Genomic DNA, 21,459 nt, shown 5'->3' with positions numbered 1-21,459 from the left:
TGATCACCATACCTTCCATACATGTTGTCCTTGATCCCACATCTTGTTGATTTCCAGCAGGTTTTTATACGTATCGATCGCCGTCCAGAAACCGTAATGCCGATATACCGCCAATTCGCCGTCCTTCGCCAGCTCCTTCAGCGGTTCTTCTTCAAACATGACATCGCTGTCTTTCGGCAGATAATCAAATACCTTCGGGCTGAGCACGAAGAATCCGCCGTTGATGATGCCGTCACTCGAGGTTTTTTCAGAAAAGCTTTTCGCCATGCCGTCTTCGACCGTCAGCGTCCCGAATTGCGAGGTCTTTTCAATACCGGTGACGGTTGCCGCAGCCCCTTTTGATTGATGATAGCTGATCAGATGAAACAGGTTGATGTTGGCCAGTCCGTCTCCGTATGTCATGAGAAAGGTTTCATCACCGATGATGTCCTTTGCCTGTAAAAGCCGCCCCGCTGTCTGCGTGTGTTCCCCCGTGTCTAAAAAAGTGATTTTCCACGGCTCGGATTTTCCCAATATCCGCACTTCTCCGGTAGAGCTGTCGAGCGTCATGCTGTGATTCTTCCAGTCATAATCTAAGAAATATTCCTTAATCAGCTCTCCTTTGAAACCAAGAAGCAGGATAAATTCGTTCACGCCATAGTATTGATAGAGTTTCATAATATGCCATAGAATCGGTTTTCCGCCTATCATGGCGAGCGGTTTGGGACGTTCATTGGTGATTTCGCTCATTCTCGTTCCTTTTCCGCCGCAGAGAATGACTGCTTTCATCTCTACCCCTCTTCTCTGTGAATATTGGATTCGAAACCGCCCGTACAAGAGAAACCAACCGGATAATTTGTCCGATTCTCTATCACCGGTTTCAAAATCTACTCTAAGATATGAGAGATTGGCGCCCTTTGTGACCGAAAGCTCTCTCTTTTTTCAGATTGGTGAAGATACACACAAAAAAAGAGCCTCACGGAAAACCATCCGTAAGGCTCTTTCTATTATTTATTATCCTCATTAAGCTTTTCTTTGCCGTAATGATATTTAGACGGATCAACCGGCGTAAAGTCGCTCAATTTGTGGAATCTGAGCAAGTCTTTGTACATCACGCTGTCAGACAGCTTCAGCTGCTCTGTGACTCTGGCTTTCAGATTTTTCGTTTCCTGATTGCCTTTCAGTTCTTTTCCTGTCTTCGTATCGTATACGACATTGGAGATAGAAGTATATTTCGGCGTGACGTAGTCTCCGTTACGGAACGTCACCGTATCATCATGGTCTTTCGAGAAGAGATCGGTACCGAAATTAATATATTTCTTAGAATCGATGCCTTCCAAGTGAAGGATCGTCGGCACAACGTCCATTTCACCGCCGAATGTATGGTTCACTCCGCCTTTTTTGCCGGGGATGTGAAGCATAAGCGGCACACGCTGGTTCTGCGCGTTTTGATAAGGCGTAATTTCTTTGCCGAGAATTTCTTTCATCGCGCGGTTATGGTTTTCAGAGATTCCGTAGTGGTCTCCGTAAATCATAATCACCGAGTTGTCATATAAACCGGATGACTTCAGATCTTTAAAGAACTGTTCAAGCGCTTCGTCAAGATAACGCGCCGTCTGGAAATAGTCATCTACAGTCGCATCGCCCGTTTTCGCTTTTTCGATCGTTGCGTCTTTTTCATCAAGCGTAAACGGATAATGGTTCGTCAGCGTGAGCAAATGCGCATAGAACGGCTGTTTCAGCGATTTAAGCTTCGGAATGGATTCTTTGAAGAACGGTTTATCCTTCAGTCCCATATTGACAAGGTTGTCATCAGACATATCGTATGTGCTGGCGTCAAAGAATTTGTCATAGCCGATATGTTTGTAAATCTGGTCACGGTTCCAGAATGATTTGTAGTCACCGTGTAAAACGGCGCTTGTATAGCCTTCACTTTGGTCAAGGATGGCAGGAAGCGATTGATACGTGTTTTCCCCTTTTGTCACGAAGGCTGACCCTTCAGGCAGTCCGAACAGGCTGTTATCCATCATCAGCTCGGCGTCAGATGTTTTACCTTGGCCTGTTTGGTGGAAAAAGTTATCAAAGTACGTCATGTCCTCACCGCCGCGGGCGAGTTTATTCAGGAACGGCGTGACTTCTTTTCCGTCAAGTTTGTAGTTGATTAAAAACGATTGGAAACTTTCCAAGTGAATCTTAATGATATTTTTGCCTTTGGCCTTGCCGAAATACTCGGCGTTCGGCTTCGCATAATGCGACGATGTGTAGTTCTCAACGCTCGTCAGGTCATCGCTGCTTGCATATGCCCGCTGCGTTTCCGTCTGCGCCGTCTGCACGCCGTCATAAATCGTGTAATTATAAAGGCCTAAGTATTTTACAATGTAATTGCGGTCAAACGTTCTTGTCAGCAGCTCCGGGCGGTCCTCTTCGGCAATCGCCAAGTTAACAAAGAACAAAACAATACCCGTCACGATAATTAATGACGTATACCGTTTTTTCAGCTTGAATTCCTTCAACTCACGTCTCCACACCAGAAGTGCGATTAAAATAATAATGTCAACAAAGTACAAAATATCATGGCCGGACATAATGCTGAAGATGCCGTCTCCCATATTTCCGACATTACCGGATTGCTTTAAGTTAGGGAATGTCAAGAAATCATCGAAGAATCGATAGAATAGGATATTCGCATACAAAATAAACGTCATGATGAAATCAATAATCACCATGATAATCGCTGATTTGCGGCCTTTCGCAAACAATGCCAGTCCTAAAAAGAAAATGGCGCTTGAGAACGGATTGATCACTAGCAGAAACTGCTGCGTCGGACCCTTCACCCCAAGGTTGAATTCAGCATGATAGGCTAAATACGTTTTGGCCCAAAACAAAATAATAGCCAGTACAAAAAAACTAAGTCTGTAAGAAAATAATTTCTTCATGGCAACCTCTACTTTCCTAAACACTTTAAATCTGTATTCTTACTTTTTGCTTCAATTCCTGCTTTCCGAGCAAAACGAAAGCATCACACAGCCCCATAAACACACCATTTTAATAAACGATATATTTATCATTCGTGTCATGCCCATTGAACATCTTATCCCGCCAGCCATTAGACGCAGGATATCCGTTCTTCGTTTCACATTTTTTTCTGGCATTAAAAGGTACCGTTTCAAACCTGGTCTGAAAATAGGAGATACCAAATATAAGAATAACACAAACTACTTAAAAACGAAAAATGAATATCAAAGGCAGCCGCCCGACAGGCGGGCTGAAGTTATTGTATGCAAAGGGATTGAAAAACTTGAATATTTTTTTCCGCCGATGCAAAAAAGGACTGGGGTCATCCAGTCCTTTTCATCAAATCGGTCAAATGCCGGCCCAGACATCTTTTGCGTAAATGCCCTTTGCTTGGAGATCCAAAATCCATTCTTGCGCTTGCCGTGCATCTGTTTCGTGAACCGACTGATACGCTTTTTGCAGTGCTGCCTCTACATCAGGCGCCATTTTGCTTCCGTCGCCGCATACGTATAGATGCCCTCCCCGGTCAAGGATCGAAATTAAAGCTTCGGCATCCTCCGTCATGACGTGCTGCACATACGTTTTCGGCACGCCTTCTTTGCGTGAAAACGCCGTATGAAGCGTCACGACTCCGTCTTTTTCATAACCTTCAAGCTCATCACGGTAAATAAAATCATAATCGTTTCTGCATCCGAAATACAGATGAGCTTCCCCCAGCTCTTTCCCTTCTTCTTTTAACGCCGCGCGTGCCTGCAGAAATCCGCGGAAGGGGGCGACTCCTGTGCCGGGACCGACCATAATAATCGGTTTTCCCGGGTCTTCGGGCAGCCGGAACCTTGTTTCCGGAGTGCGGACAAACATCACGATACCATCTTCAGGGCTGCGCTCCGCCAAATAATTCGAAGCGACTCCGCGATACTCCCCCAAACCGCTCCGGGCGGGGCCGCGAACGACGCCGACGGTAATTGAAGCCTGCCCGGGATGTTTCCGGGGTGAACTGGAAATCGAATAATAACGCGGCTTCAGCGGACGCAAAAGCTCCAAAAATCGCTCAAACGGCAGTTCACACGCTTCATATTTTTCAAGGAGATCGAGCATTGAGACGCGCAATGTTAAGATTTGCTCCTGATAGACGCCCTCTCCGAGTAAATCTTCCAATTCCCGTTTGTGCGGCGGGCAGACCGTATAAGCGGCCATTTCCCGGATTTGCGCCCTTGATGCCGCTTCCTGCAATTCGACACAGCTGCTCAGAAGATCGTGCAGCCTGACCGGCCGATCGAGCGGGAGATGAGCCGCGCTCTGTCCGCTGGCCGTCAGCAGCACTTGGTCGTTCCCGTTCAGATTATACCGGCGGAGAACACGGCCGACCTGCTCTTTGCTGTTTACCGGCAGAACGCCGAGATGATCCCCCTCATTGTAAGCAGCCTCTTTCGGCAGAATGATTTCAATATGCCTTGTGCTCCGGCCGCTTTCCGGCGCCTGAAGCTCCCTGTTTTCCGCAACGGAGGCGTAAACCGCTTCATACGTCTGTGCCAAAGGGGAGCCGCCAAGCCCGCTCACAAATTGAAGGCCCAGCGTACTTCGCTCTTTTTCGGCATTTTCATTCAGCTTGAGATCGAACGCTTTCATGGCGTCCGCCCACATCCTTTTTTTCCATTCATCAAGCTGTCCTTCAAAATCGCCGCTGACATCTCCTTCGCCGCGGGCAGAAAAGCGTTCCGCCCCTTTTTCGGCGAGTTTTTCATCAATCAGTCTCGGAACGGCCTGATATGTCGCCGCCCAGTTATGGTCACCGCAGCCGAAGACGGCATATCGGACGCCTTTCAGTTCCCCGGGTTTGACTTCTTCAAGCCATTGCACGAATTGCCCCGCGTTGCTCGGAGGCTTTCCGTTATAAGAGGATGTAATGATCAAGAGCGCTCCTTCTTTCGGCAGTTTTCCGATCCGGTCATTCAAGGGCGCTGTTTCAGTACGGACGCCGTGCATCCCGGCAGTATCGGCAAGCTCCCGCGCCACGCCTTCTGCAGTTCCCGTATCTGAGCCGTACAGAATCAGAAGCGGACGGTTATCAAGTCCGATAATGGAAGCGCCTTTTGTCTCCTGTTTTTCTTTTTTGACGCCTTCTGCCGCTTTTTCAGCCGCCGGGAGAGCAGCCGAAACACCTTCTTTGTTTCGCGGCCGCACCCGTATATGAAAATCGCCGGGCTTGAGCGTTAATGTTTGTTTAATATCCAGCTCATAATCGGTGTGGTCTGTGAAGGTAAAATGCTGAAGAATCATACCCAGAACAAGAGTTGCTTCGTGCAGGGCGAACTGCATACCGATACACGCCCTCTGACCGTTTCCGAACGGCTTGTACGCATGGTGGGGCACCTGATCCGGATGTTCAAACCGCTCCGGATAAAATTCCTCCGCATTGTCGCCCCACGCCTCTTTATCACGGTGAAGCTGAGGAATTAAGACGGAAATTCTGTCTTTTGCCGTGATCGGATATTTCCCGCCGATCACCGTATCCTCTTTCGCATAAAGACTGAACGCAGGCGCGGTCGGCCATAGGCGCAATGACTCCTGCAAAATCATCCGGATATAAGTAAGATCCAGCACTTGTTTATATGAAGGAACGGGATCGGTCAATACCCGATCGGCTTCCTCATAGGCTTTTTCCAAAACACGGGGATGCTTCAGCAGAAAGTAGATGGCAAAGGAAAGCAGGCCGCTTGTCGTTTCATGGCCGGCAATTAAAAACGTGATGATTTGAAACCGAATATTTTCATCGTCTAGTTTTTCGCCTGTTTCCGGGTCTTCCACATTCAGCATTCTGGCCAGCAGATCCTTTTCATCCCGGCCGCCGTCCGACTTACGCTCTGCGATAATACTGTCTACTAACGAAAACATCGCCTGAATGTCGTGATGAAATTGGCGCTTCGTTCTGATCATGAGCTTATCCTGAACATCAAGGCGCTGCATTTGGTGCATCGCTTCATCAAGGGCGCGCACCATGCTGTTGATAAACGGATGAGGCGTTTCCCTGTAATAGCTGTTAAACCGATAGTTAAAACCGCACAGCCCGATCGTATCGAGCGTCAGCCGGGTCATATCGGCAGGCACATCAACGGCCTCATCAGGGTTCAGCCTTGCCCATTTTTGAATCAGCTGCACCGCGATATCCGTCATCATCGCATGATAATCTTTCATCGCGCGCTGGCTGAAGGTCGGCATCAGAATATGATGCGCCTTTCGCCAGTTGGGCTCATGCGTCCAGCTTGTAAACAGCCCGTCACCGGCAAACGCGCGGACTTTCTCCAAAGCCCCTTCAATGCTTTTATCGAACCGTTCTTCATCACAAACCTCTTTCACCAGTTCATGGCCTGACACGACGATAATCGTGCCCGCCGGCGTATGCAGCTGAAAAATAGGCCCCTGCTCATTTGCCAGTTTGAGAAGCGACATGGTGGGCTTGTCTTTATCAAGCAAAGGAAGATTTCCGAGCGGGCCGAACGTCTTCGGCTGCGGAATCGGACTTGTTTCCTTCATGAATAACACCCTTTCTTAAACGGAATGCGTTTCTTCCAACTACAGTGCCCTTTTCACCCGCTGATTATCCGCCAGGGCGGGCAATCCTCATTGACGATCATTAACGGTTTTTTCTATACTGGAGAGGCTTGTCAAATACAGAAATAAGGTGAGTTCATATATGGATTTTGAAATCAAGTTTTTATCGTTTTATGTCATTCAAGTGGAAGGAAAAGACGAACAGGCAAACAAACAGTTCAAACATTTCCAGACGCTTGATACGGAAGAATTTGAAGAAAGCGAGCTGAAGGATTTCCTGGACGGGGAATTGAAGAAAATTGTCAAACGGAAAGCCGAACGGCATCCGCAATCCGAGCAGGTCCCCACAAAAATCGGCCATTTTATCACGGAGCCGGGTCATGAGCTTGATTCAAATCCGAATTACAACCTTTTCAACCGTGCCAGACTTGCGGATACGAAAGACGCATTTATCGAAGCAAGCGAGCAGTTCGTCCGCACTTATCTGGACACGAGCGCCGTTCGCGGCGGTGTTTTTATCGTGGCATCTGCTGTGCCGCGTAAATATTTTGAGGACAAGTTCGTCTTTATGATGAAATGCGATTTCGAGCCGAAGGTCGCCCGGATTTCAGACGCCTCATCTCTCATTAAAAAGGTCGAAATGGCCATCACGACAAAAAACATGAAAAGCATTCAATATCCGTATATGCCGGAAGAAGGCATGACGGAAGAGCACGAGCTGAAAATCCACCAAGCCTCGCATGCCCGTTATTTTGAGGACTTTCTCAAATTTGTCGAATACGGCGAATCGATGCCGGAAATCATGAAAAACCAAGTCATGAACATGGTGCAGGAACACGTGTATGAAACCTTTGAAGAAAACAGCGAAGAGCTTCAGCAGTTTGAGCATGACATTGAAATTTGGGAAGCGAGTGAAAAGCGGGAAATTCAGGAGCGCCTCGACACCCATCAAGTCATCGAAGCATCTGCCCAGATCATTGAACATACGCCGGAAGCCGAGCTGAAAATGAAAGTCGGAGAAACAGAGATTAAAGGATTGCTGGCCGATTTCGGCGAATCCATCCATCTTGCGAAAGTAAACGGGCGCTATGTCGCGCTCATTGAGGCGGAGACGATCTCGTTTGAAAAAGGCAGTTCGCCGGTGGAGTTTCACAAGCCTGAGGGGCTGCATGAGGTGATTGAGCGGATACGGAATAAATCTGAACAAGACTGACAAAAGTCCAGACGTCATGTTCTGGACTTTCTTTATTTAATAAGGCTCTTTGAGCAATCGATGGCATTCACCGATGATGTCTTGGATGCCGGGCGTTCCCTTTATCTCGCGGCGGACGATTTCAGATGAGAGATTCTGCACCCGTAAAGCCCGCTCCGCCCGTCGTTCGAAGTATGCTTGACATGCAGTTTCATGGTTTTTGTGCTTTTGCAGTTCTTCACTAAGCACGATCGCGTCTTCAATCGCCATCGCCGCGCCCTGCGCCAATGTCGGCGCTCCTGCATGGACGGCATCCCCGCCGAGAACGACGCGGCCTCTGTGCCACGGCTCTTTGACCGCCATCTGCTCAACCTTATGAAACAAAACGGGATATTCCTTTGACATATTCTCTATCACAAACTTCACTCCAGGAAATCCGCGCAGCAAGCCTTTCACCCGTTCAAAACGCGTGTCCTCATCATCCCTGAAGTCAGCGTCATACGGCCGGATGATAAATACGTATCCTGTTTTTTCGGACAGCGGCACGACCCCGACCTGTGTCTGCCCTTTTTTATACATCAGTGTCGAATCATGAAATATCGGCTCGGGAAAAGAGATGTAAAATCTGTGCGCCCCCATGCCGAGATACTCCGTTTCCACTTCTCTTTGCAGCATTTGATCGCGGACAGCAGAGCGGATGCCGTCAAAACCGGCGAGAATGTCAGCCGTCATCGCGGTTCCGTCTGCGAAATGCACCGTTATTTCATCTGCTGTTTCTTCGTAAGATACGACTCTTTTCCCCAGCAGAATCGTAACCCCCGCCGCTTCAGCATGCTTTCTGAGGACATCATTTAAGGTTTGCCGCAATATATTATTCCGCCCCGGCAATGAATCATCTAAAAACGCCTCACTCACTTTAAACCGCAGCGTTCCGTTTTCATCATGCTGCTTCAGCCATTCCGTTTGAAAGCCGTGTTGGCAGCATTCTTCATACACCCCGATTTCCCTCAGCACCCGCAGCGCATTTTGAGGCTGGAGAATGCCCGCTCCGCTTTTTCGCATGTCGGACGCCGCCTCGCAAAGGGTCACTTCAAAACCCGCTCTCCCGAGAGAAATCGCTGCGGACAAGCCGCCGATCCCTCCGCCCGCTATGATGATCTTCTTCACTTCATGGTTCATCACGATACCGCCTTCTCTATTTATTTACCACACATTAACTATTAGCCACCTTACTATATAGGCTGAAAAACTGTCAATCTTTATAAGTTGCCTTTTGAACCCGGCAAGCTTATACTTTGAATCACAAAAATGTACGGAGGCTTACAAAAATGGAATTGAGAGATTTGCCGGATTACTCGCAGATTGCCGGACACGCTGAGATTTACGCCGATATGGATGCTGACTCATTGAAAACATTTTTGACTTTATTTGATATGGCGAAAAAAATGAATCAAGTCATGGAGCATTATTTCTCAAGTCACGGATTGTCAGAAGGCAAATTCAAAATTTTAATGTTTCTGTTTGACGCACCCGGCCGCAGCCTGAGTCCGACGGAGCTGGCGAAAAAATCCAACGTCACCAAAGCGACCATCACCGGATTGATCGACGGACTCGCACGGGACGGCTTTGTAAACCGCAGCCGGCATACCGGCGACAGACGAAAAATCAGTATCGAGCTCACAAAGGAAGGAAAAGAAAAGCTGATGCTGTTCCTCCCCGGCCACTTTTCCAAAATTTCAGGTGTCATGGAAAACTTCACCGCTGAAGAAAAAGCGGCCTTCACAAAAATGCTTGAAGTTTTATTTGATAAGATTCTGCTGTTTTCCGGCGGCAGAACATAAAAGGCGCCCCTTTAGAAGGGCGCCTTTTTCGCGCGGTTAATCATCACTGTTTAAAATCCCGAAAAACCGAAGCAGGTTGATAAACAGGTTGATAAAGTCGATATAAAGCGTCAATGCCATCAAAGGAATCAGATCCGCCGTGATGTCACGGTGTTTGATCTGGTTCAGGTCGTATAAGATGTACATTGAAAACACAATCGTTCCGATGACGGAATACGCCATCATAGCGGCGGAATTCAGCGGGCTGAAAATATTAAAGATCCCCACCGCAAGAAGCGCGATAACAGCGACAAGCAAGAAGGACCATAAAAACGACAAGTCCTTTTTCGTCTTAGCGCCGATTGTGCCGAGCACCGCGAAAATCACAAACGAAGAGCCGAATGCCTCCAATACGACATAGGCGCCCGCTGCGGACGCATAATGGCTGATAATCGGAAACAGCGTCATTCCGGAAATAAAAGCGAATGAAAACACAAACGCATATCCGACGGCTTTTTTTCGGCGCAGCCAAAACGCCGCAAAGATCATGACGACCTCTAAGATCGAAAGCGGCAGCATCAATGCCGGCGGAATGAACTGGCCGGTATACAGGCCGATTGTCGCAACTAACAGCGTAAACACAAATACCGTTATAATGCGCTGCATAATAGATTGTTTGCTCTCATAAGCAGCAGTTTGCATGTCAAAAGTCCTCCCAAAAAATGATCGTGATAGGTCTATTATAAATAAAATGGGAGAAATTTGCATGATTTTAAGAAGATTTTAAGGATATCAGGCCTGGCGTTTTGCTGCACACTCCTGCATATTCATGAAATCATGCAGTTTTTTCGTTAATCCGCCGTGCCCGAATCGGATATTCCCCTTCTGTCCCGGCGTTTTCGCATAATCGAGAAACGCCAGCACATAGAGACGCCTGACGGGAACGGGAATGATGCCCGCATCATAAAACCAGCCGTCAATTGTATTCAGCACGCCTTTATTTATGCCGTATTGCTTCGTGCACCAATGCAGAAAGCGCACTTCGGGCAGGTGCAGATACCGGCTCTCCCGGAAAGGAACAGTTGAATGCTTCATATGTACCGCCTCCTGTCATTGGCCGTTTTTTAAGATTGCTGTTTTGCTTCTTTGCTCTTCAGGGAAAATCGATATTTCTCCACCTTATCAATTTGTGTCACTTGGGAATTATGAACCGTAATCTGAACAGTCCCGAAATCGATCGTTTCCAGCGCACTGATAATCTTTTCAACCACATGCGGATCTACGTTTCCTTTGGACGTCATCATGCTCCCCCTTTATGTCTGGCCGTTCATCTTAAGACAATGATTTTTAATTCATACTATTCTGATAAGAAATATATAATTATACTATTATGTTTCCCTCCAAAAATCAATAACATTTACACGATTTTTGGATATGATTTCGTTGCGAATACTTTCACTTCCTTCGCTTTGACATAAACTGTGTCACCGACACCGGCCCCCAAGTCGTCATATTGCTCCTTTGAAAGCTCAATCTCCAAATGCTGGCCTGTGTCGGTACGGACGGCTTCCAATCTGACGGACGGCCCGATGGCGCGGATATGCGCCGCCTTTACTTCAAATGAATGCAGACCGGACGGATTTTTTTCTACGGTAAAATGATGGGGCCTCACATAAGCGATCCCCCTGTCCTGATCAGCATGCCCGACAGGTAATACCGCATTTCCGGTGATCAGCTTTCCTCCTTCCACTTTTCCTTCAAATACATTGACACTGCCAAGAAAGTCGTACACAAACGGGTTTGCGGGGTAATCATAGACCTCCTGCGGCGTTCCGATCTGTTCAATCACGCCTTCATTCATGATGATGATCCGGTCAGCCACATCAAGTGCTTCTTCCTGGTCGTGAGTGACGAAAATACTTGTCATGCTGAATTCATCATGAAGCCGCCTGAGCCATTGTCTCAATTCTTTTCTTACTTTTGCGTCGAGCGCGCCGAACGGTTCATCCAAAAGCAAAATTTTCGGTTCTACGGCCAAGGCGCGTGCGAGGGCAGCTCTCTGCCTTTGTCCGCCTGACAGCTGCGAAGGGTAGCGCTTTTCATAAGGTTCCAGTTTTACAAGAGCGAGAAGCTCTCTGACCTTTTCGGCAATTTCTTTTTTGGCAGGGCGCTGCTTTCGCGGACGGACTTTTAATCCGTAGGCGACATTTTCAAAGATTGTCATCTTGCTGAATAACGCATAGTGCTGAAACACAAAACCGACATGTCTGCTTTTCACATGTGTATTTGTCACATCTTGTCTTCCGAACAGGACACGCCCCCCATCCGCCTGCTCAAGGCCGGCAATAACTCTCAGCAATGACGTTTTGCCTGAGCCTGACGGGCCGAGAAGCGCGACCAGCTCGCCATTATTGACGTGAAGATTGATATCCCGCAATGCCTGATAGTTTCCGTATTGCTTAGAAATACTGTCGATCGTAATCTCCATAATGACTCCTTCCTCACCCGGCTTTGGCAGAGCGATAACCGGCTTTCCATTCAATGATATTTTTCAAAAACAGTGTCACAATCGCAAAAACCGACATGACAGAAGCCACCGCAAAAGCGGCCGTAAACTGATATTCGTTGTACAAAATTTCGATATGAAGCGGGAGCGTGTTGGTAACACCCCTGACATGGCCGGAAACGACTGATACGGCGCCGAATTCGCCGATTGTCCGGGCCGTGCTTAAAATCACCCCGTAGATCAGCCCCCACTTGATATTAGGAAGCGTGACATGCCAAAACGTTCTCCAGCCTCCAGCACCAAGGGTGACGGACGCTTCTTCTTCAGCATTTCCCAAGCTTTGCATAAGCGGTATTAATTCGCGGGCGATGAAAGGGAGCGTCACAAACAAGGATGCAAGCACGATGCCCGGGACGGCGAATACGATTTTTATCTGGTGATCAAGTAAAAATGGACCAAGCCAGCCGTGAAGCCCGAACAAAAGGACAAAGATTAAGCCCGCGATTACCGGAGACACGGCAAACGGCAGATCAATCAGTGTCATAAACAGACTTTTCCCCCTGAATTCATATTTGGTCACAGCCCACGCCGCGGCAACGCCGAACAGCGTATTCAGCGGAACCGTGATGAAAACGACGAGGAGCGTCAATTTCATCGCGGCAAGGGAATCCGGATGCGTGACAAAGAGGATATAGGCCTCCGCCCCCTTTTTAAAAGCTTCAATAAATATAAATGCAAGCGGCATGATTAAAAATATGGACAAAAAGAGCAGAACCGCTGAGATCAGCACCCATTTCACAACGGGTGATTCCCGCATCTCCCGCTTTGGTGCGGCTGTTTTGGCTGTTTCCAGCTGCATGGAAAATCCCCTACCTTCCTGCGTATTTTCTCGCGGTGAGCCATTGCAATCCATTGATGATGAATAAAATGAAAAATGTGATGACAAGCATGACTGCCGCAACAGCTGTTGCCCCGGCATAATCGTATTGCTCTAATTTCGTCATAATGATCAGCGGGGAAATCTCGGTTTTAAACGGCATATTGCCCGCGATAAATACAACAGAACCATACTCCCCGAGAGCGCGGGCAAAGGATAATGCAAAACCCGATAGAATAGAAGGAAACAGCTCCGGCAGAATGACCCTTCGAAAGGTTTTCCATTTTGAGGCTCCGAGTGAGGCAGATGCTTCTTCCGTTTCTTTTTGGAGACTTTCTAAGACGGGCTGAACCATCCTGACGACAAAAGGCAGCCCGATAAATGTTAATGCGATGACAATGCCGATCGGCGTAAATGAGATACGGAAAGGAACCAGCTGTCCGATCCAGCCGTCCGGTGAATACATTGCCGTTAATGTAATGCCTGCGACGGCGGTCGGCAGCGCAAACGGCAGATCAACCAGGCCGTCAGCCAGCCTCTTCCCCGGAAAGTCATATCTCGTCAGCACCCAGGCGATGACAACGCCGAAAACCGCATTGATCAAAGCAGCGCAGCCCGCCGTCATGAAGCTCAGACGATAGGAAGCTGCGGCTCTCGGCTCAGAAATGATACGCCAGACGTCCCCGGGGCCCATTGACATGGTTTGAAAAAACACCATTGAGAGCGGCACGATAACCAAAACGGCCATATATAAAAATGTAAATCCCATCGTTAGTCCGAAACCCGGAATCACGGACGGTTTTGTTTTTTTGAAAAGCAGTGTTCTCATCATCGTTTCCTCTTTCTATTTCCCATAGATGCTGTCAAAGGTTCCGCCGTCATTGAAATGGGTTTCCTGCGCTTTTTTCCAGCCGCCGAATTCCTTTTCGACCGTCACTGTTTTGATATGCGGGAATTGTTTTTCATACTTTTTCAGAACCTCTTTATCGCGTGGCCGGTAAAAATTCTTCGCGGCGATCTCCTGTCCTTTTTTGCTGTAGAGATAGGATAAATATGCTTCAGCCGCTTTTTTTGTTCCTTTTTTATCCGCCGTTTTGTCGACGACAGAGACAGGAGGCTCAGCAAGAATGCTGATTGACGGATTGACAATCTCAAACTTTTCCTTGCCGAATTCCTTCAGTGTGAGATAGGCCTCATTTTCCCAAGCGATCAATACATCCCCCATCCCTCTTTCTGTAAAACTGGTCGTTGCCCCCCGCGCCCCTGAATCAAGTACTTCCACATTGCCATAGAGGTCTTTCATAAACTGTTTGATTTTCGTTTCGTCATGATGATACGTTTCATCCGCATATGCCCAGGCCGCTAAATAGTTCCATCTGGCTCCGCCGGATGTTTTCGGGTTGGGCGTAATGACAGAAACACCCTTTTTCGCTAAGTCAGCCCAATCAGTGATGTGTTTCGGATTTCCTTTTCTGACTAAGAACACAATGGTTGACGTGTAAGGAGTTGATTGATCCGGCAGACGGGACTGCCAGTTTTGATCAATGAGATGAGCTTTTTCGGCTATCGAATCAATGTCATAGCCCAAAGCAAGTGTTACGACATCAGCGTCAAGTCCGTCTATAACGGATCTGGCCTGTTTCCCCGAACCACCGTGCGATTGCTGTACGGTTACATCTTGACCCGTTTTCTTTTTCCAATAAGAAGAAAAGGCCTGATTATACTCTTTATACAGCTCCCGCGTCGGATCATACGATACATTCAGCAGCTGAACGGTTTTTCCGTCTGATGAAGCGCTCCCGGACTCAGACTGACAGGCTGACAGCGTCCCTGCCAGTAAAAGTAATACTAAAAATGCCGTTATTTTTTTCATTTGCCTGATTTCTCCTCTCTTTCTCTGCATAAAAAAAGGCATATTATCTCCTTTTAAAAAAGGAAAATAATATGCCTTCAGTTGACTGATGGGCCATTATACCAGTATCAGATATGGGCAATACGGCCAGCTTTCGTTTGTGTACGATCAGCTATTGGTGCCGGTTCGATGTGTATAAGAATAATTCAAACTATCCCTAGCTGTCAACTAAGTTTTTGAATATTTAAATTGTTTCCCGCTGACAAAAAAAGCGCCCCGCCTCTGGCCGGAGCACCTTTTTTCTATGCTTTTGTTTCCTCGATCGTACATGTGACACCCATGCTGGCGAGCGCCTGCTCCAGAGAGCCGTAGGTTTGATACGCTGAAAAATCAAGTCCCAATTGGATAGAAGTCTGTGCCACATCAGGCCGAATGCCGGAAAATACGGTTCTGATGCCGAGAAGAAATAACGTTTTCGACAGCATGTACAATTGCTGCGCCACCATCGTATCGACAATGGGCACACCGGACAGATCAATCACAAGGTTTGTGATCCGTTTGGCGACACAGTTTTCCGGCACCGTCTCCAATATCACGCGCGCCCGTCTCGTATCAATCGCGCCGATGAGCGGCAGAGTGCCGATCGTATCCGCGATCAAAATAACCGGACAGCTCAATTCGGAAATAAGCTCCTGCTGAGATGACAGCCTCGCGATCATTAATGTCTGATACTGTTCAGTAAAATCCGTCATCAGCTGATCAAATGAGCTGTTAACAAGGTGATTCCAGCGGCGGACATCCTCTTTTGTTACGATATCCTGATGCTCATCTATAAAACGGGTGACCGCATCCCAAAAGACGGTTCTTGAATTGCCGATCGCTTCAACGACCTCATGAACCTGCGCGTCCTGCTCCACTCTGCTTTTCGCTACCTGTGCGGCCCATTTTTCTTTGTTATGCTGAAAAACAGCCGGGTCTTCCAAAAAAGCGCTTGCGACGGCCGTGTTCGTAAAGGTATGCTGCTCGATCAGCAGCTGTTTCATTTCCTCACTTAATTGATTCGCAGAATAAAAATGCCCTCTCAGCTTCCGTCTCAGCTTGAGCCATTTTTCCGTCAGCTCGGCCGAATGTGTAATAATATAATCATGAAGTAATTGGTCTTTGTTCACTGCCGTCTCCTCTTTCAAGAATATGTACTTTTGTCTAAATTATAAATCGGAATTGCCGATCGTACTAGAGAAATAAAAAAAAGCCGGCACATTAAAGCTTTCGGTTGCTTTTTTCGCCTGCAGGACACACTATAAAAGAAATAAAACAGGAGGTCAGTAAGATGATCAAAAAAATCGCGACAGTCGCCGTATACACTGATGATCAGCAAAAAGCGAAAACATTCTGGACGGAAAAAGCGGGGTTTGAAACCGTCGCCGAACATCCGATGGGCCCGAATGCCTTCTGGCTTGAAGTAGCGCCAAAAGGAGCCGAGACTCATTTGGTTATCTATCCGAAAGCAATGATGAAAGGGGCCGAGCATATGAAGGCTTCAATCGTATTTGAATGCGAAGATGTCTTTGCCGCGTACGAACAGATGAAAAAAAACGGCGTCACATTTATAGATGAACCGAAACAAATGGAGTGGGGCAGCTTCGTGCAATTTAAAGACGAGGAAGGTCATGTCTTTCTCCTCAAATCGTAATCAGTCGTCCTAATTGACTTTGAGAATCATTTTCATTTAAAATAAAACTTGAAAATGATTGGAGAGATGCCAGATGTTCGTGCAAATCAGAAAAATGACCGTAAAAGAAGGACATGCCGATAAAGTGATCGAACGCTTCAGCTCAGAAGGCGTAATCGAAAAGCAGGAAGGCTTGATTGACGTAACAGTCCTGGAGAAAAAAGTCCGCCGCGGCGATGAAGAAGTCGTCGTCTTAATCCGCTGGGAGTCAGAAGACCATTGGAAGCAATGGGAAAAAAGCGAAGATCACATCGCGGCCCACAAAGCAAACCAAGGCAAGCCGAAACCTGATTACATGCTTGGGACGGACGTCGGTATGTATCATGTCAAAGCCGTTAAAACAGGCGTACACGGAAAATAATAAAGAGCGTTTGCCCCAGGGCAAAGCTCTTTTTATTTTTTCTCCTCATACGGCAGGACAAACAGCGGTTTATCGGGCTTCCATTCCGCATACAACACGTCCTCCGTTTTTTTGATGTTCAGCTTTTTCAGCTCCTGAGTCAGCTGCTTTTCTTCCACCCCGGCTTCTTTCAGATTTTCGTGCAGCACTTCACCGTCAATAATCAGTGTGACCGGTAAAGAGACCTGCTTCGGTTTTATTTGCATGTCGCCGTTTTTCGTCGTGTCGTACGGAAATTTCGGCAGGACGCTGACCATCCCGTTTGTTTCTAAAATCGCATATTCCGCTTCCTGTATGGAAAAGCAGTTCGCCTGTCTGAGAAGGCTCTGCAGCTGATTAATGTCCAGTTTATTCTTTTTCAGCACATCATATTTCAGTTTTCCTTTATGGATGACAATGTTCGGCTCGCCTTCCAACAGCTTTCTGGAGCTTTTCACTTTCTGCGTAATCAGTTCGATGAAATAGATTAAAATCCCCCATAACAGAGAAGCAAAAATGATTTCAACGATCCTGACGCCTTTATCATACACCGCATTTCCGACCAATTCGCCGAGAATAAGCGCCGAAATAAAATCAAATGGCGTAATCTGTGAGAATTGAGTTTTTCCGAGCAATTTTAAAATCACAAATAAAATACCCAAACCGCATACTAATTCCCAAGCAACTGTAAATAAATGTCCCATATCTGCACCTTCTTCTTAAAAGTCATTACCATTATGGACATCCGCCTGTTTTCTATACAGCGGCCGAAAACACAAAAAACGCAGCCGCAGCCGCGTTTCTCTGTTTAATGTTTTTGATTCGATTTCACGACCCGAACGCACGTCTCAGCGACATAACCGGCGGCCGCTCCGAAACCGGCAAACATCGCAGCAAGGCCCAGGCCCATCCCTTCCCAGCCGCCAATACCGAAAATGCTGTAAACAACCGTACCGAATGCAGCAAGGCCCAGTACCGCCAAAAGGCATTCAGGCCACATCTTTTTCGGCCATTTTTTACGGAGAACAGCCGATACGGCAAAGTTAAGACAAAACGCGGCCAGACAGATCAGATAAAAATATCCCATGTCTCTTGTACCTCCGTCATGAGGAGCTTTTTATTTGCTCATCTCTTTTTCAAACAAATGATAACCTGATGCAAATCCTTTTGATTCGTATCCCATCCCGTTGTAAAACGACTGAAGCGCCTTGTTGTCAGACACGCAATCGAGCCGGATTTTCGTTTTTCCCGGACAAGACACCCCCGTCTCCGCCCAAGTCATGATCGTCCGGCCGAGTCCCACGCCTGCATACCGCCTGTTAATCGCCAGCCGATGCAGATATACGGATTCTCCATGTCCCTGATTGCCCCATAGACGTCTGTCCCACTCGCTTGCTTCGGGGAGCAGCATGACGACACCGGCCAGCTCAACTTTCTGCCTGAATAGAAAAACATGTCCTTTGGCGATTGCCTCCCGCATATTGTGGGTATCTTCCCCTTGCAAAAGCCCGCTCCACTGGTTTGACCCTTTATCCCGAAGCCATTCCGCCGCTGACACGAGCAGCTCCATAACCTCTTTTGTATCATCCTTCCGGGCAAGGGTGACCCGGAAGGCTCCCGCCGTCTCTTCCGTAATCGTAAATGGTGTCATAAAATCCTCCCGTAATCAGAATATTCGACACCTTCATTATAGACCAAACGCAGAAAGGAAAAAAACAGCCGTCATGTTTGAGGGCCGTTTAAAAAATTTTCTTCTTATCACGTTCTTCTTTTAAAATCTCAACCGCTTCCCTGAAACGCATGGAGTGAACGATTTCACGCTCACGCAGAAAACGGAGTGAATCATTCAGGTCAGGATCATCGGAAATATCAATAATCCATTGATACGTCGCTCTCGCCTTCTCTTCAGCAGCGATATCTTCATATAAATCAGCGATCGGGTCTCCCTTTGCCTGTATGTAAGACGCCGTGAACGGAACTCCGGCCGCATTATGATAAAACAGCGCGCTGTCATGGTTGACGTAATGGTCGCTGAGCCCTGCATCACGCAGCTGCTGCGGGGTCGCATCTTTTGTCAGCTTATAAATCATCGTCGCAATCATTTCCAAATGGGCAAACTCCTCCGTGCCGATATCTGTCAGCAGGCCGATCACCTTATCAGGAATCGTGTAGCGCTGGTTTAAATACCGGAGCGCGGCGGCTAATTCGCCGTCAGCCCCGCCGTATTGTTCAATCAAAAACTTAGCCAGCATCGGGTTGCATGTGCTCACTTTAACCGGATACTGCAGCTTTTTTTCATATACCCACATTTACAGATCCCTCCTTATACTTGCCACGGCCAAGGACCGCGGCCCCAATCCCACTGCGCGCCAACCTGACTCACGCCAAATTGCAGAAGCGGTCCGTACTCAGGTTCAAACCGTTTTCTCAGCTGCCTTGAGTACCGGGAATATTCATGAAACTGCTGAAGCGCGAGACGGTCATGGGGATGCGTATCCAGATAAAGCGTCAGCTCCACCAAGACAAAGTCCGCCGCCTGGATTTGCTCCAGCAGCCGATAGTATTCATCATCAATCTTTTTCGCCATATTCGATTCCCCCCCGATAAGGATTATCATAGAAATCGTAAAGATCCTTCCAAAGGGTCCCTTTTCTCAATGCCTCCATCGGAGAAAACTGCTCCAAGTGATACGGCTGAAACCGCATATAAAGATGCGGCGGCGTTCTGTAGTATTTTCTCCCGATCGGCGGGCAGGGATCAAACCGGCTGTGGAAGGGCTTATAAGATTTAACCGGTGTAAACGGCTGATTTTCTTTCATTACGATCCTCCTTTCCTAAACACATGACCTTAATAGGTATGAACCCGTAACGGCATTTATGCCCCGCAAGAAATGAAAAAAGCCCGGCGCTTAGAAACGGTCACAAAAAAACACTCTTGCTGTCCAAGAGTGCTTTTTCCCGAATGGTCAGATATATTGACTGTCCCGATGATGATGATGATGGAACGGGTAGCCGCCGTAGCCTCCGCCATAGCCGCCAAAACCGTATCCCGGGTAGCCTCCAAACCCTCCATAGCCGCCGTAACCGCCAAAACCGTATCCCGGGTAGCCGTAGCCTCCGCCGAAACCGTATCCCGGATATCCTCCGTAGCCGCCGTAGCCTCCGTAGCCGCCAAAACCGTATCCCGGGTAGCCGCCGTAGCCTCCAAACCCTCCATAGCCGCCGCCAAAGCCGCCGCCGTAAATCGGTCTTCTTTCATCCATGATTTATCGCTCCTTCACATAGGTTACAGTCCAGTTTATGACATGCGGAAGGAAACGTATGGGCATCCGCCCAGTTTTGGCGAAATAATCAATAATTGCTTACGGAGAAATACGATACAGGCCGGCCGCATAAGCAAAATAAAAAGGCCGGAACTTATGCCGCCCCGGCCTTTTTGTCTTTATTCGCCTAAATCTACATTGTGATAAACCTGCTGTACGTCTTCCAAATCTTCCAGCACATCGATCAGCTTTTCAAATTGAGCTTTCGCATCTTCGGGAAGCTCGATTTCATTTTGCGCAAGCATCGTCAGCTCCGCAACTGTGAACTCTTCAACACCGGCATTTTTGAATGCCTCTTGTACGGCATGGAATTGATCAGGCTCAGCATACACGATAACACTGTCATCCTCTTCTAAGATATCGCGCACGTCCACGTCAGCTTCCATCAGCAATTCCAGCGCTTCATCCGCCGTCTTGCCTTCAACGCCGATAACGGCAGTCGCATCGAACATGTAAGCGACAGACCCGCTCACACCCATATTTCCTCCGTTTTTCCCGAATGCGGCACGAACTTCAGGCGCCGTGCGGTTTACATTATTCGTTAACGCATCAACGATGATCATTGAACCGTTCGGCCCGAAACCTTCGTAACGCAGCTCGTCAAAGTTCTCCTCCGCGCCGCCTTTCGCCTTTTCAATCGCACGCTCAATAATATTTTTCGGCACACTGTACGTCTTTGCGCGCTCAAGCACCACTTTTAACGCCTGGTTCGATTCCGGATCTGGCTCGCCTTGTTTTGCCGCCACATAAATCTCACGGCCGAACTTCGCGTAAATCCGGCTCGTATTTGCGTCCTTTGATGCTTTCTTTTCTTTAATATTGTTCCACTTACGGCCCATTTTGTTCCACTCTCTTTCACGAATTGAATCTGTATGATTAAATACTCTGTTTCTATTATACCTCAGCGATTAGGTTGTTTCGAGTGTAAGACATTAGAAAAAACAGGCACGCTTAAAATCACCGCGGCGCACTAAGCCGTATTTGAGGGTTATTGTACAAAACATAAAAAGCCTCCTTTCATACAGGAAGGAAGTCGCAAGCCGAAAGATTCATTTTATTCTTATTACCTATTTCCTACACTGTATATCCCGATTCGCGTGGTAAAATTTTGATATCGAACAAAAGAAAGGATATGGTCATGAAAGTTTTCGAAGCAAACAGCCTGCTTGCCGCTGCCAAACAGCGCGCGGGTGAATATAAAAAACTGCGCGGTCAGATGGTCAACCTGAAAA

General features: G+C 47.6%; 25 protein-coding genes. 5 read left to right on the top strand and 20 right to left on the bottom strand.

Going from position 1 to position 21,459, the window contains the following annotated elements; translation table 11 throughout:
* Positions 1 to 3: 3 nt before the first annotated feature.
* The 3 genes from rfbF to Y79_RS0106495 form a co-directional block, all read right to left on the bottom strand.
* Entirely contained in the window at positions 4 to 768 is a 765-nt protein-coding gene (rfbF, locus tag Y79_RS0106505; protein ID WP_016936960.1) for a glucose-1-phosphate cytidylyltransferase, read from the bottom strand.
* Between the two features lie 218 nt (positions 769 to 986).
* Positions 987 to 2,915 carry a lipoteichoic acid synthase gene (gene ltaS / locus Y79_RS0106500; protein ID WP_016936959.1) on the bottom strand — a complete coding sequence of 643 codons (1,929 nt, stop codon included), beginning with the start codon at positions 2,913 to 2,915 and terminating at the stop codon, positions 987 to 989.
* A gap of 427 nt (positions 2,916 to 3,342) precedes the next feature.
* Complete coding sequence (locus Y79_RS0106495; protein ID WP_016936958.1) at positions 3,343 to 6,528, bottom strand: bifunctional cytochrome P450/NADPH--P450 reductase; 3,186 nt, start codon at positions 6,526 to 6,528, stop codon at positions 3,343 to 3,345.
* Positions 6,529 to 6,688: 160 nt separating this feature from the next.
* On the opposite strand from Y79_RS0106495, the gene Y79_RS0106490 reads away from it, so the two are divergent.
* Positions 6,689 to 7,759 (top strand): DUF3900 domain-containing protein, encoded by a 1,071-nt coding sequence (locus tag Y79_RS0106490; RefSeq protein WP_016936957.1) that lies wholly within the window; start codon positions 6,689 to 6,691, stop codon positions 7,757 to 7,759.
* Between the two features lie 36 nt (positions 7,760 to 7,795).
* Here the strand turns inward: Y79_RS0106490 and Y79_RS0106485 are convergent, their stop codons facing one another.
* Positions 7,796 to 8,917, bottom strand: coding sequence for an FAD-dependent oxidoreductase (locus Y79_RS0106485; protein WP_016936956.1), 1,122 nt, complete (start codon positions 8,915 to 8,917; stop codon positions 7,796 to 7,798).
* Between the two features lie 149 nt (positions 8,918 to 9,066).
* On the opposite strand from Y79_RS0106485, the gene Y79_RS0106480 reads away from it, so the two are divergent.
* Positions 9,067 to 9,579, top strand: coding sequence for a MarR family transcriptional regulator (locus Y79_RS0106480; RefSeq protein WP_016936955.1), 513 nt, complete (start codon positions 9,067 to 9,069; stop codon positions 9,577 to 9,579).
* A gap of 36 nt (positions 9,580 to 9,615) precedes the next feature.
* Here Y79_RS0106480 and Y79_RS0106475 read toward each other — a convergent pair whose 3' ends face one another.
* The 8 genes from Y79_RS0106475 to Y79_RS0106440 form a co-directional block, all read right to left on the bottom strand.
* Complete coding sequence (locus Y79_RS0106475) at positions 9,616 to 10,260, bottom strand: Bax inhibitor-1/YccA family protein (protein WP_016936954.1); 645 nt, start codon at positions 10,258 to 10,260, stop codon at positions 9,616 to 9,618.
* Between the two features lie 90 nt (positions 10,261 to 10,350).
* Positions 10,351 to 10,653 carry an FMN riboswitch-binding regulator RibR gene (ribR, locus tag Y79_RS0106470; RefSeq protein ID WP_016936953.1) on the bottom strand — a complete coding sequence of 101 codons (303 nt, stop codon included), beginning with the start codon at positions 10,651 to 10,653 and terminating at the stop codon, positions 10,351 to 10,353.
* A 29-nt stretch (positions 10,654 to 10,682) separates the two neighbouring features.
* Entirely contained in the window at positions 10,683 to 10,859 is a 177-nt protein-coding gene (locus tag Y79_RS1000000120695) for a YezD family protein (RefSeq protein ID WP_016936952.1), read from the bottom strand.
* 116 nt (positions 10,860 to 10,975) lie between these two features.
* Positions 10,976 to 12,046: a sulfate/molybdate ABC transporter ATP-binding protein gene (locus tag Y79_RS0106460; RefSeq protein ID WP_016936951.1), complete on the bottom strand. Its 1,071-nt coding sequence runs from the start codon at positions 12,044 to 12,046 to the stop codon at positions 10,976 to 10,978.
* 13 nt (positions 12,047 to 12,059) lie between these two features.
* Positions 12,060 to 12,923 (bottom strand): sulfate ABC transporter permease subunit CysW, encoded by an 864-nt coding sequence (gene cysW / locus Y79_RS0106455; protein WP_016936950.1) that lies wholly within the window; start codon positions 12,921 to 12,923, stop codon positions 12,060 to 12,062.
* Positions 12,924 to 12,933: 10 nt separating this feature from the next.
* Complete coding sequence (gene cysT, locus Y79_RS0106450) at positions 12,934 to 13,770, bottom strand: sulfate ABC transporter permease subunit CysT (RefSeq protein ID WP_016936949.1); 837 nt, start codon at positions 13,768 to 13,770, stop codon at positions 12,934 to 12,936.
* 15 nt (positions 13,771 to 13,785) lie between these two features.
* Entirely contained in the window at positions 13,786 to 14,856 is a 1,071-nt protein-coding gene (locus tag Y79_RS0106445) for a sulfate ABC transporter substrate-binding protein (protein WP_016936948.1), read from the bottom strand.
* A gap of 239 nt (positions 14,857 to 15,095) precedes the next feature.
* A complete protein-coding gene (locus Y79_RS0106440) occupies positions 15,096 to 15,962 on the bottom strand; it encodes an STAS domain-containing protein (RefSeq protein ID WP_016936947.1) in 867 nt (288 codons plus the stop codon).
* Between the two features lie 161 nt (positions 15,963 to 16,123).
* On the opposite strand from Y79_RS0106440, the gene Y79_RS0106435 reads away from it, so the two are divergent.
* Positions 16,124 to 16,486 carry a VOC family protein gene (locus Y79_RS0106435; protein WP_016936946.1) on the top strand — a complete coding sequence of 121 codons (363 nt, stop codon included), beginning with the start codon at positions 16,124 to 16,126 and terminating at the stop codon, positions 16,484 to 16,486.
* 73 nt (positions 16,487 to 16,559) lie between these two features.
* Complete coding sequence (hmoA, locus tag Y79_RS0106430; protein ID WP_016936945.1) at positions 16,560 to 16,886, top strand: heme-degrading oxygenase HmoA; 327 nt, start codon at positions 16,560 to 16,562, stop codon at positions 16,884 to 16,886.
* 32 nt (positions 16,887 to 16,918) lie between these two features.
* Here the strand turns inward: hmoA and Y79_RS0106425 are convergent, their stop codons facing one another.
* From Y79_RS0106425 to Y79_RS0106390, 8 genes are all read right to left on the bottom strand, one after another.
* A complete protein-coding gene (locus Y79_RS0106425; protein ID WP_016936944.1) occupies positions 16,919 to 17,608 on the bottom strand; it encodes a YetF domain-containing protein in 690 nt (229 codons plus the stop codon).
* A gap of 104 nt (positions 17,609 to 17,712) precedes the next feature.
* Positions 17,713 to 17,991: a YesK-like family protein gene (locus Y79_RS0106420; protein WP_016936943.1), complete on the bottom strand. Its 279-nt coding sequence runs from the start codon at positions 17,989 to 17,991 to the stop codon at positions 17,713 to 17,715.
* A 30-nt stretch (positions 17,992 to 18,021) separates the two neighbouring features.
* Entirely contained in the window at positions 18,022 to 18,555 is a 534-nt protein-coding gene (locus Y79_RS0106415; protein ID WP_016936942.1) for a GNAT family N-acetyltransferase, read from the bottom strand.
* Between the two features lie 88 nt (positions 18,556 to 18,643).
* A complete protein-coding gene (cotJC, locus tag Y79_RS0106410; protein ID WP_013351314.1) occupies positions 18,644 to 19,213 on the bottom strand; it encodes a spore coat protein CotJC in 570 nt (189 codons plus the stop codon).
* A 14-nt stretch (positions 19,214 to 19,227) separates the two neighbouring features.
* Positions 19,228 to 19,491, bottom strand: coding sequence for a spore coat protein CotJB (gene cotJB / locus Y79_RS0106405; RefSeq protein ID WP_007408934.1), 264 nt, complete (start codon positions 19,489 to 19,491; stop codon positions 19,228 to 19,230).
* The gene (cotJA, locus tag Y79_RS0106400) at positions 19,475 to 19,723 is read right to left on the bottom strand and encodes a spore coat-associated protein CotJA (protein ID WP_003155704.1); all 249 of its coding nucleotides are present in this window, start codon (positions 19,721 to 19,723) and stop codon (positions 19,475 to 19,477) included. Before cotJA ends, cotJB begins: the two co-directional genes overlap by 17 nt.
* 147 nt (positions 19,724 to 19,870) lie before the next feature.
* Positions 19,871 to 20,167, bottom strand: a complete 297-nt coding sequence (locus Y79_RS0106395; RefSeq protein WP_016936941.1) for a hypothetical protein — start codon at positions 20,165 to 20,167, stop codon at positions 19,871 to 19,873.
* Positions 20,168 to 20,346: 179 nt separating this feature from the next.
* Entirely contained in the window at positions 20,347 to 21,066 is a 720-nt protein-coding gene (locus tag Y79_RS0106390) for a YebC/PmpR family DNA-binding transcriptional regulator (protein WP_014469866.1), read from the bottom strand.
* 299 nt (positions 21,067 to 21,365) lie between these two features.
* Here Y79_RS0106390 and Y79_RS1000000121940 point away from each other — a divergent pair.
* On the top strand, positions 21,366 to 21,459 hold a 94-nt coding region (locus Y79_RS1000000121940), incomplete at its 3' end, for a hypothetical protein (RefSeq protein ID WP_420535146.1).

It is taken from the genome of Bacillus siamensis KCTC 13613 (assembly GCF_000262045.1).
In the GTDB taxonomy this organism is placed as follows: domain Bacteria; phylum Bacillota; class Bacilli; order Bacillales; family Bacillaceae; genus Bacillus; species Bacillus siamensis.
The sequence above is the reverse complement of the archived record's forward strand: the minus strand, read 5'-3'. Positions and strand labels throughout refer to the sequence as shown.